Raw genomic sequence first — 17,094 nt, 5'->3', positions numbered from 1 at the left:
AGTTAGACCTGCCTTTCACTATAGACTTATTCTTTTATTAACGGGCCTTGCTGCGCCAACCACTCAGTCCGGCTGCTTCTACCACTAATTGGTCATCCTTGATCTTGGCAATCTCCGGCCCTCGGATTTCTGTTCCATCATCCGGAGCTCTGGTGACCAAATCCGCGATTCGCAATTGAGTAGGGGCCAGATGATAGGCGCTTACCGTGGCCTCTCGATTTCCTGTCGCTCCGGCATGAGCAACTCCTTTAAGAGAGCCCAGAACGACAATATTACCAGTCGCAATTATTTCCGCTCCTGGGTTAACATCACCCATCACTACAACATGCCCCTCATACTGCACACTCTTTCCCGAGCGCATTGAGCGTTCTACAAAGAGACAATGTCCTTCAACCATTCCTTCTTCCAGACGTGCCTCTCGTTCCGCAGATACCGAGGGCCTAGGCTTAGGGAGGTAGACTTCATCCTCGGTCAGCCAGCCTGCAAGTTCTAACCCAGATTGCTTCAAAGCGGCGGCTAAACCAGCGATTTCCTCCTCTGAGAACTCTCTTTTCCCGGCGTAACATCGGAGGGTTGCACCTTGGAGGAATTGATCTGAGTTCTTCATAAGACTACTAAGTTCTTCGATCAGCAATTCAAAGTCCGCAGCCGGATCCAGGTACAAGACCAAGCCGTCGCGGGTTCCTTTAAGTGCCACATGATCTGTCCGTGTCAACGTGCACAATCCTCCATTGCTTGTCATAATTAATTGCTCTCTTTAAATTCTACAAGCCTGTCCAATTTCCCTTTATCGAAAAGAAAAAAACGAGGATAAATTTCCTCGTTTTTCAGCCTCCATTCGTGCTCTTCCAACCAAAATACTTCATAAAAGCCGCCTTGGCGACCAAACCTGCAGTTTCTCCTCCATGTCCTCCAAATTCAACCACTCCGGCAAAGGCGACCTGGGGATGGTCATAGGGAGCAAAGGCCACAAAGACCCCGTTGTAGATTTCACCTGATATTGTATTTTTGGATCCGATCTGAGCGGTTCCTGTTTTTGCGCCCCCAGTGTATTCCGGCACATCTGCAAAAAGCCAGTTAGCCGTTCCTTCTCCTTGGGTTACTTCACGCATTCCCAGCTTGACCTGCTCTAAAACTTCTGGAGATACGGAGACATTATTAATAACTTTTGGTTCAAACTGTTTAACAGTCTCACCAGTGAGGGGATCCAAGAGTTTCTCAACCACAAAGGGCTGGTAATGTTTACCTCCATTGACCATAGTAGCCATATAATTAGCCAACTGCAAAGGAGTATAGGCACTATATCCCTGCCCGATGGAGTTGTTGTAACTGTCATAGGGCCGCCAATCGACAGATTCGGCAGTTCTTAGTTTGTATAACTCATTAACCTCATGGATTTTAGCGTCTTTTTCTTTCTGAATTTGCTTACGGGTTGTCTCGTCAACAGCCTGCTCCAGTCGGGGAGCATACTCACTGTCAATTTTAGCCAGGGATTCATCCCGAGATTTAGCCGCATTCTCATGAATATTTGTAAAATAGCTTTTCTTCCATTCCGCTGAAGGGGAAATTCCTTTGGCTTCTCCCGGCAAATCAATGCCGCTTTCGATACCTAAGCCAAATTCCCGAGCGATTCGACCGATAGTTTCCGGGTTTTCGTCAAAAACCCGTCGACCCATGATTTCAAAATAAATATTTGAGGATTTAGCCAAGGCACGGTACAAGTTCACCTGACCAAAGTAATTCCCGCCCCATTCGGCGATCCCTTGTTGTTGAGCACCCAAACCCCCTAAGGAGGAAAGTTTATCATCAATACGTTCATTCGGGGTGGTTAGGTTCATCTGCAAAGCAGCCATGGCTGTTACCATTTTAAAAGTAGATCCCGGCGGATATAAACCCGTCAAAGCCCGATTTAGTGAAGCTGCCTGAGAAGCATGTTTGGGGTCTTGGGGCCAATATTTTTCCGCTGTCTCTTCAGAGATTAAGCCAATCAATTCATTAGGGTTCATTCCCGGACGAGAAGTCATGGCTAAGATCTTGCCGGTGTTGACATCCATGACAACTGCTGCCCCGGCATGAGCGGCGGGATTTTCTTTTTGAATATTACTGATGACTTGATCTAAGGTATCATCAACAGTCTTTTGCAAATCAGCGTCGATGGTCAGTTGCACAGTTTTTCCGGCTTCGGCTGGATGGAGTATCTGTTTAGAAACAGGGCGAGCATTGTTATCAACTTCTACCTGTTGTATCCCTTCCTTGCCCCGCAGCCAAAAATCATAGGACTTTTCTACCCCCATCTTGCCAACCATATCTCCTTGGGCATATACAAATCCTGCAGCTTGGGCATCGGAGTTTTTATTAAATTGGGTTATTTCCGGATCGGAGATTTCTCGGACATAGCCTAAGAGCTGGCCTAGTAAGGTAGCTTTCGGGTAATCCCGAACAGGAATGGCATCCACGCTTACGCCTGGAAGTTCCTCCTGGTGTTCCGCGATGACGGCTTGAAGTTCGGGAGCCACCTCATCAAGGATGATAACCGGGCGATAACGTTCCCATTGGTGATTCTGAATATTAGCCAGAATATCTTCAGTGATGGACTCGACGCTTTGATTGGCATTGGGCCAATAGGGTTTAATATACTCTGCCAATTTTCTGACCACATCGATCCAATTACTGCTCTTAGCTTGTTGTAAATCCATCCAATCCAAGTGAAGAACGAACTGGGGAACACTGGTTACCAGAAGGGTTCCGTTTCTATCCACAATATCTCCCCGGGTAGGAGGGACCTTAACCAGCTTCATAACATTGCCTTTGGCCATAGCTGTATAATAGGAACCTTGGGCAATTTGCAGCCGCCAGAGGTTAATGCCGAGAATTAAGAAAACAAGAATAACCACTGCGCCTAGACTCCAGAGACGATACATGTAGGGTTTGCGTTCTTTGTCATCCATTCGTTTGGTCTCCTTTCTCGATTTCGGGAGAAGGTTGGGGGGAGTTTTCTGGGGTCCTTATCTGGGGAGGGGTCGCGTCACACTTGCTCTGCCATGCGGTCGTCGTGCCAAACTAGGGCTTTAATCCGTTATGCAAGCAGGCAGGGTTCCCGGCCAAAGCGGCGTCCTTGCCGCATGGCCGGCGGGAAACGTCCGCCGGCCATGACGATAAGCGATCGAGCTTATCGCCACACTGCAACTCAATAAGCATACTCCTGCAGTGTGGATTGGCCAAGTGTCACCGGAGCCCGAAGACACTGTCTTCGCACGAATTATCTTTCTTGCAGGACGGCGGGAGGTGACCTGTTTCCCGCCCCGCTTGATGCAAGCGGATTAAAGCCGAGTTTGGCTACGACTCCCGCATAGGCGTCACGTCGTGTGATCGCGACCCTCTCTGGGGTTTGGGGGACGAAGAGGAACGTAGGGACGGGGATATCAAAGCACTTCCTTAACGGAAGATGCAGAAAGCCCGGAGGTTTTGCTTTTTAGCCTTAGCGACAAGGGAATAGCACGATAGTGTCCAGTGACGGTAGTGTCCAGTGGACACTATCGCCGAAGGCGCATACTCCATAGAGTACTCACCGCCTGAGGATGAGTATCGCCGAAGCCGCGATCCCCAAAAGATACATACCGGCGTAGGAGTGTGCGACTGGGCTAAAAAACTGACGCCTAACGTTCGTATCTCGGGCGATACCTCAGCCAGCCCCGTACAAAGGATTGATGAATCCAAGGGTAAGTTAAGGGGACTAAGAGGGCGTTATATAAGGAGACTCCTATGACCAGGCGGCCCAGGTCCGCCAGAGACCAATGGAGTCCGGCACCTAAGCTTAAAAAGGCCACTAAGAGTTGCCCCACTGCGGTGACGATAAACACCATAAAGGTGGTCAAAGGAAAGTTTTCTCTATACCAACGTTCGGCCAGCCAATAGCTTAAAAAGGCGACCACTGTGAGGGTCAGAGTATACATTCCGATGTAACGGCCTAAATATAGGTCTTCTAACAAGCCCGCAGCCACACCCCAGATTAAACCTGAGCGAAGTCTATGATGCATGGCTATATAGATGGTTAAAAGCATGAGTAAATCCGGCTTAATCCCTGACCAAGACCAAAAGTGAAAGAGTGTGCCCGGTAGAATCAGGCTTAATAAGAACATTACCGCGATCAAAATATAACGCACTATTATTCACCAACCATTTTTACGATATAAACCTCTTCAAGAGAGTCAAAATTGACCAGTGGTTGAATATAGGCTGTCTTCAATAAGCCTGAAGGATCTAATTGGATTTCCTTAACCTGCCCCACGGGAACGTCTTTAGGGTAAACCCCTCCCAGCCCGGATGTTAGTACTAAGTCTCCAATGTTAACACTATCATCTCTGCGGAAAAGCATTTGCAGATTGCCTTCCGAAGTCAGGCGAGAGCCTCGTGTATAGTTCCCTTGTACGATTCCAAAGGTACCGGTACCGGTGCTGCCTCCTACCTTGGCGCTGACTTGCCCTTCCCCGTCGAGGATCAATAAGACTTCCGAGGTGGTTGGGGTAACGGACACGATCTTCCCCACAATCCCCAGATCCCCAATAACCGGGCAATTAATGGCCACCCCATCTTGAGTGCCACGATTTAAGGTTAAAGTACGATACCAAGTTGTCGGATTACGGTTAATAACACTGGCTCCGACCTTTTCAAATTTATCCAGGGTCGGACTGCGAAATTGACCTTGGTCCAGCTCGTTATAACGCATTCCGGCCAAGATTTCTGTTTTCAGCTTAAGGTTATCTCCGGTCAACTGGTCAACTTTCTTAAGGAGTTCCTCATTTTCTTTGGCCACTTCCTCAAAGTCCCAGATTGCCCTGGTATTATCTCTTATTGCATTCCCTATTTGAAGAATAGGGTATTCTAAGGGACTTAACACCCGCTGCATAATTCCCCCAACAGGATTAGGGAAGTTGCTCCCCAGCCCTGTAAAGCGAATCGCTATTAATACCCCCAACAAGAGAAAGAAAACGAGAACCGCAATTCCCGTTACATTTACTCTTTTCCTCACCATAATTCCTCCCCGCTCTTTTTAGCTCTTTTGCGAGGCGGCGATTCTACGAAGGATTTCTGCATGTTCTAAGACATTACCTGTGCCAATAGCGACACAGGACAAAGGATCCTCCGCTATGTGGACAGCAATACCCGTTTCTTCTGAGATTAGTCGATCGAGATTACGTAATAATGACCCACCGCCTGCCATCATTATGCCCCGATCCATTATGTCGGATGATAATTCTGGTGGAGTCTTTTCTAAACAGGATTTTACTGCATCTACGATTGCCATGACAGGCTCCTGCAGAGCTTCCTGGATTTCTTCCGAGGTTACTTCAATGGTTTTCGGAAGTCCTGTCAGCAAATCCCGTCCCCGGACAGTGTACATTCCTTTTTCCGCTTTATATGCATAACCGATTTCAAATTTAAGGGTCTCAGCAGTCCGATAACCCACCATTAAATTATAGCGTCGTTTTATGTGGGCAATGATGGCATCATCCATCTCATCCCCCGCTACGCGAATTGAACGACTGGTTACAATTCCCCCTAAGGAAATTACGGCAACTTCTGTTGTCCCCCCGCCAATATCCACAATCATATTTCCTGTGGGTTCACTGACCGGGAGTCCTGCGCCAATCGCCGCTGCCATAGGCTCTTCTAAGATAATGGGATCTTTGGCACCCGCAGCCATAGCCGCTTCTTTGACAGCCCGTTCTTCCACGGGAGTAACTCCCGAGGGTACGCAGATAACCACCCGGGGGCGAATAAAGGGATGCTCCGTCCCTAAAGCTCTGCTGATAAAATACTTGAGCATTTTCTGAGTTACGTTAAAATCCGAGATAACTCCATCTTTTAAGGGGCGAATTGCCACGATGTTGCTGGGTGTCCGGCCAATCATTTCCTTCGCACTGTCTCCCACCGCCATGGGGGTCTTCGTGGTTATGTCCATAGCCACTACTGAGGGTTCCCGTACGACAATCCCTCTTCCCTTGGCATGAACCACTGTATTCGCGGTTCCTAAATCTATACCTAAATCCTTGCTAAAAAAATTAAACATGGTGTTATCTCCCTCCAAATTTGTGGTTCGATATTTGTTACGCGTGGTTAGTAAATCGTTGTTCGTAGTTTGCAGATTGTATTGAACAAAGGCCGCAATAACTTTTAGCTAAGTAGCAAAGTAACTAAGCCAACAGGTTTCAATTCATTTTTCAATTCGCAGAATGAGATTCAGCGATCCTACCGCGAAGATCAGCGAACCACGAGCCACACTATAGTATTCCACGTTCTTTTAAGCTAATATAGCGATTATCCCCTATAATCACGTGATCTAACACTTCAATTCCAAGTATCTTTCCCCCATCTGCCAAGCGTCGGGTTACTTCAATATCTTCTTGACTAGGGGTCGGATCTCCACTGGGATGATTGTGCAATAAAATAATGGCGTTAGAGTTGCGCCGTATTGCCTCTTTGAAACATTCCCTCGGATGCACCAGGGATGAATTAAGCGATCCTATTGAAACCGGGCTGATCCCCAACACATGATTTTTGGTTGAGAGGGATACTACCCGAAAATGTTCACGATCAAGGTACCTCATTTCTTCCATAACAATATGAGCGACATCTTGAGGAGAGTTGACCACCGGTCTGGACAGTGGATCCACTGAAACAGAACGACGCCCTAATTCCAGGGCCGCCTTTACTTCTGCGGATTTCGCCCGTCCTAAGCCATGAATTTGAGCTAACTCATGAACCGTGAGTTTTCGCAAACCCGAAAGTCCACCAACACTGGCCAAGATTCGTTCTGCTAAGGTTAAAACATTTTCACCCTTAACACCTGTCCGTAAGAGAATAGCCAGAACTTCATGATTTGATAAGGCCTCAGGCCCTAACTGACAAAGTCGTTCACGGGGTAAAAGCTCCACCGGTAAGTCCTTCAAACGCCGATAATCCATCATCCACCTCGCGTGAGGTGATGTTTGTCTGCTCAATCCCCCACGTCTTAAGTTGTTCCGAGAGATATTCCATGGGTAAGCCAATGACGTTTGTCAGGGAACCTTCTATGGAAGTTACAAACTTCCCGGCTTCTCCCTGAATTCCATAAGAGCCTGCCTTGTCCATCGGTTCTCCACCGGCTATGTATGCTTTTATTTCATCCACACCAAGCGGGCGAAAATTTACGACAGTTTCAATCACATCAGAAACAAGTTTTCCGGCTCCGGAGATTAAGGCTACGCCGGTTAGAACAGCATGAGTACGACCACTCAATCTTAAGAGCATTTCCTCTGCTTCCAGGGAAGAGCCGGGTTTACCTAAAATACAGGAATCGAGAACTACCATTGTATCTGCGCCCAGTATCACATCCTGCTTGTCCCCTCCAAGCTCCAGCCAATTGGTTAAACCCGCTTTAGCCTTGCGTTCAGCTAGGAGCTTAGCCCCTATAAACGGAGAAATCCCCTCTTCCAGATCTTCTGAGACAGAAGCCTGAACCGTTTCAAAAACGTATCCTCCCTGGCGAAGCAATAAAGATCTTCGTGGAGATGAAGAAGCAAGTACGAGCATGCATGTTACACCTTCCTTGATAGGATATACCCTCCCATAGCCCCTAAGAGTGTTGCAATGGTAATACTTATGCGACAGCCAAAGGAAAGCGAGAGAAAAAAGAAATCTACGTAGGTGTGTGAAGGTATGTCAATGACAGCAGGCCGTAAAAACGGAGCAAAAAGCCCGTATTTATCCAGGCCAAACCCAACCAAAGTTCCCAGGGCCGCCCCAATCATGATCAGCAAAAGGGCTCTACCAGTCCCTGAGGAATTTCGTCCAACTGCCATTATTTTCTTCCCCCTCCGTTACGTAGCAAGTCTGCATAATTAATCTAGTTTATCTTCTCATAGCCTCATATAAGTGTAGCATCTTAACAAGTACTAAGCAAGTTCGACACGGTTCTTCATTTGGTTTTAGTTTCGTAATTTGGCGGTTGCTTCTGAGGCAAAGGAGGGCGGTTCTTTTAAGTCAGGGAAACGGTTCTTGGGGCTGGATTTCGGGCTTTCGTGAAAGTAAGGAGCCAATTGCCCGTTCACACTCCTTGCGTTTCCTCGCTCTTTGGATGCTGAAGGAATTGCGCCAACTTCTGGGCAGCGCAAGATGTGAACCCGGGCTCAATTAGCCCTTCAGCATCGCCATTCGCTTTACCGCAAACTTCACTAAAGTGTTCTCTTGGCAATTGGCTCCTTAATTTCTGGTCTGTGGGGGCTGAGGATGGACATTAGGGCGTGGCGGAGTAGGTCAGGGGGGCATTTACTGGGGCGGTTAGTTTTAAGCCAAGGAAGGGCGGTTCTTCTCAGCCAGAGAGGGGTTCTTGGGGCTTGATTATGGGGTATTTGTTTCATTTTTGTCCCTAATTTCAAAAATCTTTGCGAATCCCCATTTATACGGATGATATATGATATAAGAAAGGGCTAAGCCTAACATGCTGTACCTTGATCTTATCGAAAGATCCGTGAAAAAATAAAAATACAGGCCCTCCAAATATATGGTAGCTGATGTAACTAACTTAGCAATCAATTTGGCCTTAAGATAAGATGGCTTACTATTAATGCTATAGGAAAATGAAAACCTTGGTATTAGTTTTTGAACTACTGCAGCTAATAAAAAGATAGTCGCTATCATAAATATAGTTTTTATAGTATTCAAATTGTCAAACCTAATACTTTCCTCTAAATACATTATATCCCACCTCTTCCGACCTATCTTATCATCAATAAACAATTATTAAAACAACGACTAAGAAGAGGAATATGCAATTATAGACCTTTTCGATCCCTTTCGCGTGTCTTAATTTGAAGTTGTTTAAGACAGTGGATGATTCTTTCGTTGATATTTAGGGGTTAGTGAAAGCAAGGAGAGTGAAACATGGTATTACCCAAAATATCAAAAACCCTTATTTTTATTATAATAGGTATCTTCTTAAGTATTAGTTTTTTCTTCTTAGGAACCCCTTGGGGATATCTAGAATATAAAATCAAATTCCAAGAGTACCTGAAGGATAAGTATAAGAAAGAGTTTGCTATTCAGAAGATATCTTATACTTTTATACATGGAGGACTTTATGATGCAGAGTCTAATGACATAAATAAACCCGACATAAGTTTTTATGTCGGGCAAAATTACAGAACGAAAGATATTGAAGATGCTCGGGATCTCCTCTGCTAATGTCGAAGTCACTGATGAAAATGCATTGAACGAAATTGAAAAGGCATATTGCTTATTAAAGAGCCTTAAAGATCAAAAGGTAGCACTTAGTAATTTTAGTGTGCATTATAAAAATAAGACTATGACTCTAAACTCTCAGGACATAGATTCAATCCATGAGGTTAATAATCTAAAAAATCATTTGGTTGATTATAGATAAGTTACGTAAGTTACATAAGTTTCAAAATCCTTGGCATCAATAGTTGGCGGATGACGGAACAGGATATGACTAGTTCATGGGGCGCACGACGAGCGCAGAGCCGAGTCAGTGTACCTGACGCACCCCCACCGTTTCCCCGAAGGGGGAACGAACGATTCACTCTTACCTCAAAAGCATTCTCAATCCAGAAGAAGACGCGACCCAAATCCCCGACCAGAGTCCGCGATCCCCAACCCCCGTATCACCCAAGCTTCAGAGGGTCGCGATCACACGCAACGACGCCTTTGCGCGAGTCGTAGCCAAACTCGGCTTTAATCCGCTTTCATCAAGCAGGGCGGGAAACAGGACGTTCCCGCCGGCCATGCGGCACTCCCCCCGTTTCCCCAAAGGGGAAACGTACGATTCACCCTTACCACAAACGCACTCTAAAGCCAGGAAGGCCGCGACCCAAATCCCCGACCAAAGTCCGCGATCCCAAATCCCCGTCTCCCCCCAGGCTTCAGAGGGTCGCGATCACACGCAGCGACGCCTTTGCGCGAGTCGTAGCCAAACTCGGCTTTAATCCGCTTTCATCAAGCAGGGCGGGAAACAGGACGTTTCCCGCCGGCCATGCGACAGGGACGTCGCTTTGGCCGGGGACCCTGCTCTCATCCATAACGGATTAAAGCCCTAGTTTGGCACGACGACCGCATGGCAGAGCAAGTGTGACGCGACCCCTCCCCTTTACTTCAACAACTCCACCCCGGCAATTCCCGGCCTGGTCATCTCATAGGGGTTTAAGATCAGATCAAGTTCCTCTTTCGTCAAAATACCTTTTTCCAGAACAAGCTCTGCAACCGGCCGTCCGTAAAGAATGGCTTCTTTGGCGATGGTCGAAGCAACTTCATAGCCGACATGAGGATTAATTGCCGTCACTAAGCCCACACTGTTTTCCACCATCACTCGGCAGCGTTCTTCATTGGCTGTAATTCCTGAGATGCAGCGATCACGGAAGACCCTGATCACATTACGCAGAATGTCTAAGGATTGGAGGAGATTGAAGACGACGACAGGTTCCATAACATTAAGTTCAAGTTGCCCGGCACCACAGGCCAAGCCGATGGTGAAGTCATTCCCTTGAACCTGAAAGGCGACTTGATTAACTACTTCAGCAATTACCGGGTTAACCTTCCCCGGCATGATGGATGAGCCAGGCTGCATGGGCGGAAGATTTAGCTCATTAAACCCGGTTCGAGGGCCGGAGGCCATGAGGCGCAGGTCATTGGCAATTTTAGAAAGGTTGACAGCCAAAGTCCTTAGAGAACCTGAAACTTCCATGAATGCATCAGTATTTTGAGTAGCATCCACCAGATCTTCGGCAAGCCGCAAAGGTAAACCCGTCCATTCTTGCATCAGTTCTGTCACCTTTTCAATATATCGAAGATCCGCATTTAAGCCGGTGCCAACAGCAGTGGCTCCCATGTTTATAACTTCCAAAGATTTAATGGCAGCTTTAATTCGCTCAAGGTCTCTGCCCAACATATGAGAATACGCCCCAAACTCTTGGCCTAAACGAATAGGAACTGCATCTTGGAGATGGGTTCTTCCCATCTTAATGACGCCATCAAATTCTTGAGCCTTATCTTCAAACGTCTGACGCAATTCGTCCAAGACAGTAAGCAGATCATGAGCTACATTCAAACAAGCGATGCGGATTGTGGTGGGAAAAACATCATTCGTACTTTGGGCCATATTCGCATGAGTGTTAGGGTGGACTCTAAAATACTCACCCTTTTGACCGCCAATAATTTCAATAGCGCGATTCGCAATGACTTCATTAGCATTCATATTAAAAGACGTACCCGCTCCCCCCTGAATCACATCTACCACAAACTGATCTTGTAGCCTGCCCCCCACCAATTCCTTGGATGCTGCGATTATAGCATTGCCAATTGTAGGATTTAAAGCACCAATATGCATATTTGCTTCCGCCGCCGCACCTTTAACCATACCGATAGCCCGAATTAATTCTCGATGAGGGTGATACCCGGTAATAGGAAAGTTCTCCTTAGCTCGGAGTGTTTGAATACCATAATACACGTCATCCGGGACATCATGAACTCCAATCAAATCCTTTTCTTGCCGCATATCTCATATCTCCTATCTCATTCACATGAATAGCGCCAACCTACAATAGGTCCCATCACCATTTTACTCGCTTTTACTGTGAAATTCACTAAAGTATTCACTAATTAATACCCCTAAGCTCTGGTCTGTGGGGGCAATGTTAGTCTGAATGTCTGGCTTGCATACTCAGCACAGTTTCCCCAAAGAGAGAATGAATGATTCATTCTTTGGTCCCAAATCACAGCTGTCGCAATCACACCCAGCAACGCCTTGACGCAAGTCTTAGCTATCCCGCCACAGGTACAAAAAAGAGGCAGCAACTAGTGCTACCCCCTAAATCTTATTAACCACAACTTTTTCATCAGTTTTTATAGTCTTTTGAGACGATTCTTTTGGAGCGAATATCAATGTTATCAGCATGCCTGCTATTATCATAATACTACCCGACAGCTCTTTGATTCCCATAGGATCATGTAACAATAAATAGCCAAATATCCCTGCAAAGGCCGGCTCTATAATCAAAATTAGAGATGCGCTTGTGGCATTTATCTTGCTCTGAGCCCAATTTTGTACAACCGTATTGATGGCTGTTCCAAAAAGAATAGCAAATAGAAGTAATAGAATAAGATTAGCATCAAATACTTCCAGCGAAATAGTCGGCTCCAGTATTAAGGAAAAAATAAGCGATAAAACTGCAGTAACTCCAATCTGTATAACCGTTAATACAACAGGATCGTGGTCTCTAGCAAAACGACTTATTAAGATGATACTAAAAGAGAAGGATACCGTACTTAAAAATATCATTGCATCGCCGAACCCAATGCCAAAGCTACCATTTAAACTTAATATTCCAAGCCCTATTGTCGCTATCATAACCCCAAATAGTTCATTAACACGAGGCATAGATCTTTTTATAATACACTCAATAAGTGGCACTAGAACAACAAAAAGACCTGTAAGAAATCCTGCCTTAGAAGCTGTTGTGTAATTTAACCCAACCGTTTGTAAAATGTAACCTATACCAAGTGCTACCCCTATCATTAATCCGGCTTTTAAAGTAGGCTTATCCAGTTTTTTGAAACGATCATGATAAACAAGACCCAGAAGAATTGTTGCACCGATAAATCTAATACTGCAATAGTATAGCGGAGTAGTAATGCCTAAAATTAGCTTTCCTGATACAAAGTTAGCACCCCATAAAATCGTAACTAATATCATTGCGATTTCAGCTTTTCTATTTATCTCTGTCACCCCCCGTTTTAAGTATGAGCTCTTTCTTATCTAACTTTAGTAGTATAGAGAACCATTTGCCTTCTGTACAGTGTTTTCGGATTATACCGGGTATAGGTAAAAATGAAGCCAGTATTTGCTAATCCGGTAATAACCATGTCGCCTCCACCGTTTCCCCAAAGGGGAACGAACGATTCACTCTTACCTCAAAAGCATTCTTAAACCAGAAAGAGACCGCGACCCAAATCCCCGACCTAAGTCCGAGATCCAAATCCCCGTCTCCCCCTAGGCTTCAGAGGGTCGCGATCACACGCAGCGACGCCTTTGCGCGAGTCGTAGCCAAACTCGGCTTTAATCCGCTTTCATCAAGCAGGGCGGGAAACAGAGCCTTTCCCGCCGGCCATGCCGCACTCTCCCCGTTTCCCCAAAGGGGAAACGTACGATTCACTCTTACCTCAAACGCATTCTCAAACAAAAAAAGACCGCGACCCAAATCCCCGACCTAAGTCCGCGATCTAAATCCCCGTCTCCCCCTAGGCTTCAGAGGGTCGCGATCACACGCAGCGACGCCTTTGCGCGAGTCGTAGCCAAACTCGGCTTTAATCCGCTTTCATCAAGCAGGGCGGGAAACAGGACGTTTCCCGTCGGCCATGCGGCACCCATGCTACACTCCCCCCGTTTACCCAAAGGGGAAACGTACGATTCACTCTTACCTCAAACGCATTCTCAAGCAAAAAAGACCGCGACCCAAATCCCCGACCTAAGTCCGCGATCCAAATCCCCGTCTCCCCCCCAAGCTTCAGAGGGTCGCGATCACACGCAGCGACGCCTTTGCGCGAGTCGTAGCCAAACTCGGCTTTAATCCGCTTTCATCAAGCAGGGCGGGAAACAGGACGTTTCCCGCCGGCCATGCGGCACGGACGCCGCTTTGGCCGGGAACCCTGCTCTCATCCATAACGGATTAAAGCCCTAGTTTGGCACGACGAGCGCATGGCCGAGTCAGTGTGACGCGTCCCTCCCCTTCCATATCGTCCAATTTATCGCATCCAACAAGGCCTGAGCACTGGCCCTCAAAATATTCTTAGACACCCCTATGGTTCCCCAAACATCATTCCCCAAACGAGTATCAATAATAACCCGCACAATGGCCTCTGTTCCATGGGCTCCGTCTAATACTCTTACCTTATAGTTAACAAGTTCGCTTTCCTCCAATACCGGGAAAAACTTGGCTAAAGCTTGACGTAATGCTGTATCCAGAGCATTTACCGGACCGTTGCCTTCTGAAGCGATTTGCACCGTTTCCTCTCCGACTTTAACTTTGACCACGGCGACAGAATCCAGTTCTCCTCGCAAGGGGTCACTCCAGACATGGTAATCCAATACCTCAAACATTGGAGTTGTCAGTTTTCCCAAGCTACGCAGAAGGAGTAAATCCAGGCTGCCTTCCGCAGCTTCAAACTGAAATCCGCTGTGCTCCAATTCTTTGATTTCATTCATGGCAATCTCAACCCGAGGATCATCTTTGCGCATGTCAGGCTCGAACCGGCATAACCGTTCCAGGATATTAGCTTTCCCTGCTTGGTCTGAAATTAATATACGACGTTCATTGCCGACATCAGCGGGATCCATGTGTTCAAAGGTGCGCTGGTTTTTAAGAATTGCATCCACATGCATTCCGGCTTTATGAGCAAAGGCACTTCTTCCCACAAAGGGTTGCTTTTCATCAAAAGGTGCGTTGGTTAATTCTGCAACATAGCGTGAAAAGGGGGTGATCTTTAGGAGCGCGGAATCTGATACCACATTATATTTTCCTGTGAGCTGGAGCAAGGGAATTAATGTACTTAAATTGGCATTCCCGCAGCGCTCTCCAAATCCATTCCAGGTTCCCTGAATTTGGGTGACTCCGGATTCCACCGCAATCAGGGAGTTGGCAACAGCAAGGCCCCGATCATTATGGACATGAATCCCCAACTCCTGAGGGGAAAGTTCCTGCTTGACTGCTCTTACCCCCGCCGCAATTTCTTCCGGAAGGCTGCCTCCATTGGTGTCACATAAAACAATAGTCTTGGCCCCGCCTTCCAGGGCAGCAGCAATACACTTCAAAGCATACTCAGGGTTTTCCTTAAACCCATCAAAAAAGTGTTCCGCGTCAAAGAAGACTTCTCTTCCTTGTTGCAGTAAAAAGGAAACTGACTCGCGAATGATGCGAAGGTTCTCTTCCAGGGTTGTCCTCAAGACATCTCGCACATGCAAATCCCAGGATTTGCCGAAGATTGCGATAGTTTTAGCTCCCGAGGCCAGCAATTTCAGCAAAATATCGCTCTTATCCGGGGGCTCCGAAACCTTACATGTACTACCAAAGGCTACGATATTGACCAGCGGGGATTGGAGCTTGGTGCACTGTTGAAAAAATTCTTCATCCCGAGGGTTTGCCCCGGGCCAACCGGCTTCCACATATAAATTCCCCATATCCTCAATTCGATTCACATAACTCAGCTTATCTTGAGTCGAGAAATGGATACCTTCCCCCTGGGCCCCATCTCTCAAAGTTGTATCATAAATAGTGATTTTTTTCTTTCCTTGGTCTTGATTCATTGTTCTCCTCCTCGTTTAAATAACTTGGTAGAAAATAATACTCAAAAGCCCCATAACGAGTTCCTAAGAACTTGCCACGGGGCTTTTTTCCCACACGGTGTAGCTGGTGCTTTTCCAACCTGTATCGCTCGGTCCAGTCCCCTGCGGCGGAACCCTAGATACACTTCTTATTGTGCTATTATACGACAGATGTACATTGATATACAACAGTATCTCGAATTAATAACACCTTTGCCCGCAAACATTGAAGGTTAGTACTTCAAGGTTTACCGCTAAGTCCACATTACGCAGCTCAATCTCCGGAGGAACATTCAAGACAATAGGAGCAAAGTTCAGAATGGCTGATACTCCGGATTTAATTAATTTATCCACGGTTTCCTGCGCAACTGATGCAGGCACGGCAACAATTCCAATCTGAGTATTATTTTGTTTTACAACTGTTTCTAATTGTTCAATAGGAAGTACTTCTACGCCTTCGATTTTGGTTCCAATTTTTTTAGGATCTGCGTCGAAAATACTTGTGATGACAAAGCCACGATCTCTAAACCCTTTATATGTACTCAACGCCAAGCCTAAGTTTCCAACCCCTACTAAGGTTACGCTCCATTCGACACCTAATCCAAGAATTCTCATAATATGTTGGCGAAGATCTTTGACATTATAACCAACGCCTCTGGTACCAAACTCACCAAAGTAGGCTAAGTCTTTCCGTACTTGAGCAGGACTAACGCCGACTCCATCAGCAATTTCCCCTGAGGAAGTGGTTATAATTCCTTTGCGATCGACATCCGTGAGGTGACGTGAGTAAACAGAAAGTCGAATAATTGTTGCTTCTGGAATTTTTAGCGTTTTCAATAATTTCCCCCATTTCTTTGCTGGATTTTGCCTTAAGGTATGTTAATTATAGCACTATCCAAAAAAAACGCAATTTTAATCTTAGGTCTTTTCTCCCATAAAGTTAAATAAATGGATGACTATACTCCTATTATTTACCAGAAAACTTATAAATAACCCTCTGAGACTCAAAAAATAAGGATATACCAAGAGCTTTTTGCTCTTCAGGGGTATTTTTGGCACGTAATTGGCCATAAAGCTGGTGAAGACGATCAAGATCTGGCAATGGGTGTTCCCCGGCTTGAGCTGCCCAGAGCTGTTCTTCCTTTGCTAACACCTCTTGATCGAACCCGGTTTCTAAAATAGTATTGACATTCCTTAAGAGTTCTGCAGTCAGCTGTCCCCCGGTTCCGGCCACCCGAAAGGATCGTTCGGGGAGAGAGATTGGTTTAGGAATCGACGAAAAACCTTTTTCTTCCAAAGCTTGCCTTAACCCCTTTAGCTCATCAGCCGTACGTCCCAAACCGATAGCAACCATCCAGGGATTAGCACTTATGACTTCTGCTTTAAAACCCATGACGATAAGCTGATCTCTGAGGAGTTGAGCATTGTGTTCGTTTTGAAACAGCCCTAACTGACAGGTCCAAAATCCCACTTTAGGCAGAACCAAAACAGTGTCCGGGTTGTTTTTATCTAAAGACTGGGCTTGTCTCTGGACAGTAGCTTCATGATTGGATTGACTCAGAAGTTCCAAATAGATCTTTCCAATTCCCCAGGTTAATAAGGCTAAAGCCATAATGCCTAAAATCAAGACTACAAGTACTTTAAATTGATCGATAATTTTCATTTTCCATTCCCCCTCCGTGCTGCCTAGGACAACTTCTCTACCGGAAGATATGTTGCAGCAG

15 protein-coding genes are annotated in these 17,094 nt (G+C 46.2%); 1 reads left to right on the top strand and 14 read right to left on the bottom strand.

The genetic code is table 11. From position 1 onward, the window contains the following. Positions 1-37: 37 nt before the first annotated feature. From minC to DP73_RS04470, 8 genes are all read right to left on the bottom strand, one after another. On the bottom strand, positions 38-715 hold the full coding sequence (gene minC / locus DP73_RS04505; RefSeq protein WP_034597808.1) for a septum site-determining protein MinC: 678 nt from the start codon (positions 713-715) through the stop codon (positions 38-40). A gap of 112 nt (positions 716-827) precedes the next feature. After that, positions 828-2,948: a penicillin-binding protein 2 gene (gene mrdA / locus DP73_RS04500; RefSeq protein WP_034597807.1), complete on the bottom strand. Its 2,121-nt coding sequence runs from the start codon at positions 2,946-2,948 to the stop codon at positions 828-830. Positions 2,949-3,656: 708 nt separating this feature from the next. Next, entirely contained in the window at positions 3,657-4,163 is a 507-nt protein-coding gene (gene mreD, locus DP73_RS04495) for a rod shape-determining protein MreD (RefSeq protein ID WP_034597804.1), read from the bottom strand. Positions 4,164-4,165: 2 nt separating this feature from the next. Next, positions 4,166-5,032 (bottom strand): rod shape-determining protein MreC, encoded by an 867-nt coding sequence (gene mreC, locus DP73_RS04490; protein ID WP_081962951.1) that lies wholly within the window; start codon positions 5,030-5,032, stop codon positions 4,166-4,168. An 18-nt stretch (positions 5,033-5,050) separates the two neighbouring features. Further along, positions 5,051-6,070 carry a rod shape-determining protein gene (locus tag DP73_RS04485; protein ID WP_034597800.1) on the bottom strand — a complete coding sequence of 340 codons (1,020 nt, stop codon included), beginning with the start codon at positions 6,068-6,070 and terminating at the stop codon, positions 5,051-5,053. A gap of 211 nt (positions 6,071-6,281) precedes the next feature. Further along, positions 6,282-6,965, bottom strand: coding sequence for a DNA repair protein RadC (gene radC / locus DP73_RS04480; protein WP_034597798.1), 684 nt, complete (start codon positions 6,963-6,965; stop codon positions 6,282-6,284). Then, entirely contained in the window at positions 6,916-7,572 is a 657-nt protein-coding gene (locus tag DP73_RS04475) for a Maf family protein (protein WP_034597796.1), read from the bottom strand. The genes radC and DP73_RS04475 overlap by 50 nt, the downstream gene beginning before the upstream one ends. Positions 7,573-7,577: 5 nt before the next feature. Beyond that, positions 7,578-7,841 (bottom strand): DUF4321 domain-containing protein, encoded by a 264-nt coding sequence (locus tag DP73_RS04470; protein ID WP_014904931.1) that lies wholly within the window; start codon positions 7,839-7,841, stop codon positions 7,578-7,580. 1,081 nt (positions 7,842-8,922) lie between these two features. Here DP73_RS04470 and DP73_RS04460 point away from each other — a divergent pair. Next, positions 8,923-9,222 carry a hypothetical protein gene (locus DP73_RS04460; protein WP_034597794.1) on the top strand — a complete coding sequence of 100 codons (300 nt, stop codon included), beginning with the start codon at positions 8,923-8,925 and terminating at the stop codon, positions 9,220-9,222. Positions 9,223-10,144: 922 nt separating this feature from the next. Here DP73_RS04460 and aspA read toward each other — a convergent pair. From aspA to DP73_RS04425, 6 genes are all read right to left on the bottom strand, one after another. Further along, a complete protein-coding gene (gene aspA / locus DP73_RS04455) occupies positions 10,145-11,548 on the bottom strand; it encodes an aspartate ammonia-lyase (RefSeq protein WP_034597793.1) in 1,404 nt (467 codons plus the stop codon). Positions 11,549-11,661: 113 nt separating this feature from the next. Then, positions 11,662-11,847, bottom strand: a complete 186-nt coding sequence (locus DP73_RS04450; protein ID WP_034597792.1) for a hypothetical protein — start codon at positions 11,845-11,847, stop codon at positions 11,662-11,664. A gap of 13 nt (positions 11,848-11,860) precedes the next feature. Next, positions 11,861-12,778: a DMT family transporter gene (locus tag DP73_RS04445; protein WP_128751378.1), complete on the bottom strand. Its 918-nt coding sequence runs from the start codon at positions 12,776-12,778 to the stop codon at positions 11,861-11,863. A gap of 978 nt (positions 12,779-13,756) precedes the next feature. Then, positions 13,757-15,352 (bottom strand): citramalate synthase, encoded by a 1,596-nt coding sequence (gene cimA / locus DP73_RS04435; protein ID WP_034597790.1) that lies wholly within the window; start codon positions 15,350-15,352, stop codon positions 13,757-13,759. Between the two features lie 219 nt (positions 15,353-15,571). Further along, complete coding sequence (locus DP73_RS04430; protein WP_034597788.1) at positions 15,572-16,207, bottom strand: redox-sensing transcriptional repressor Rex; 636 nt, start codon at positions 16,205-16,207, stop codon at positions 15,572-15,574. 130 nt (positions 16,208-16,337) lie between these two features. After that, positions 16,338-17,033, bottom strand: a complete 696-nt coding sequence (locus DP73_RS04425) for an SPOR domain-containing protein (RefSeq protein WP_034597786.1) — start codon at positions 17,031-17,033, stop codon at positions 16,338-16,340. Positions 17,034-17,094 lie beyond the last annotated feature (61 nt).

The organism is Desulfosporosinus sp. HMP52 (genome assembly GCF_000765145.1).
GTDB lineage: Bacteria > Bacillota > Desulfitobacteriia > Desulfitobacteriales > Desulfitobacteriaceae > Desulfosporosinus.
Note: the sequence above shows the minus strand (reverse complement) of the source record. Positions and strands in the feature narration are given on the sequence as shown.

What these genes read in the sequence shown, in the direction of transcription:
- mrdA (WP_034597807.1), bottom strand. Translation starts at nt 2,948, where the DNA reads ATGGATGACAAAGAACGCAAACCCTACATGTATCGTCTCTGGAGTCTA.
- mreC (WP_081962951.1), bottom strand. Translation starts at nt 5,032, where the DNA reads ATGGTGAGGAAAAGAGTAAATGTAACGGGAATTGCGGTTCTCGTTTTC.
- DP73_RS04485 (WP_034597800.1), bottom strand. Translation starts at nt 6,070, where the DNA reads ATGTTTAATTTTTTTAGCAAGGATTTAGGTATAGATTTAGGAACCGCG.
- radC (WP_034597798.1), bottom strand. Translation starts at nt 6,965, where the DNA reads ATGGATTATCGGCGTTTGAAGGACTTACCGGTGGAGCTTTTACCCCGT.
- DP73_RS04475 (WP_034597796.1), bottom strand. Translation starts at nt 7,572, where the DNA reads ATGCTCGTACTTGCTTCTTCATCTCCACGAAGATCTTTATTGCTTCGC.
- DP73_RS04470 (WP_014904931.1), bottom strand. Translation starts at nt 7,841, where the DNA reads ATGGCAGTTGGACGAAATTCCTCAGGGACTGGTAGAGCCCTTTTGCTG.
- DP73_RS04460 (WP_034597794.1), top strand. Translation starts at nt 8,923, where the DNA reads ATGGTATTACCCAAAATATCAAAAACCCTTATTTTTATTATAATAGGT.
- aspA (WP_034597793.1), bottom strand. Translation starts at nt 11,548, where the DNA reads ATGCGGCAAGAAAAGGATTTGATTGGAGTTCATGATGTCCCGGATGAC.
- cimA (WP_034597790.1), bottom strand. Translation starts at nt 15,352, where the DNA reads ATGAATCAAGACCAAGGAAAGAAAAAAATCACTATTTATGATACAACT.
- DP73_RS04425 (WP_034597786.1), bottom strand. Translation starts at nt 17,033, where the DNA reads ATGAAAATTATCGATCAATTTAAAGTACTTGTAGTCTTGATTTTAGGC.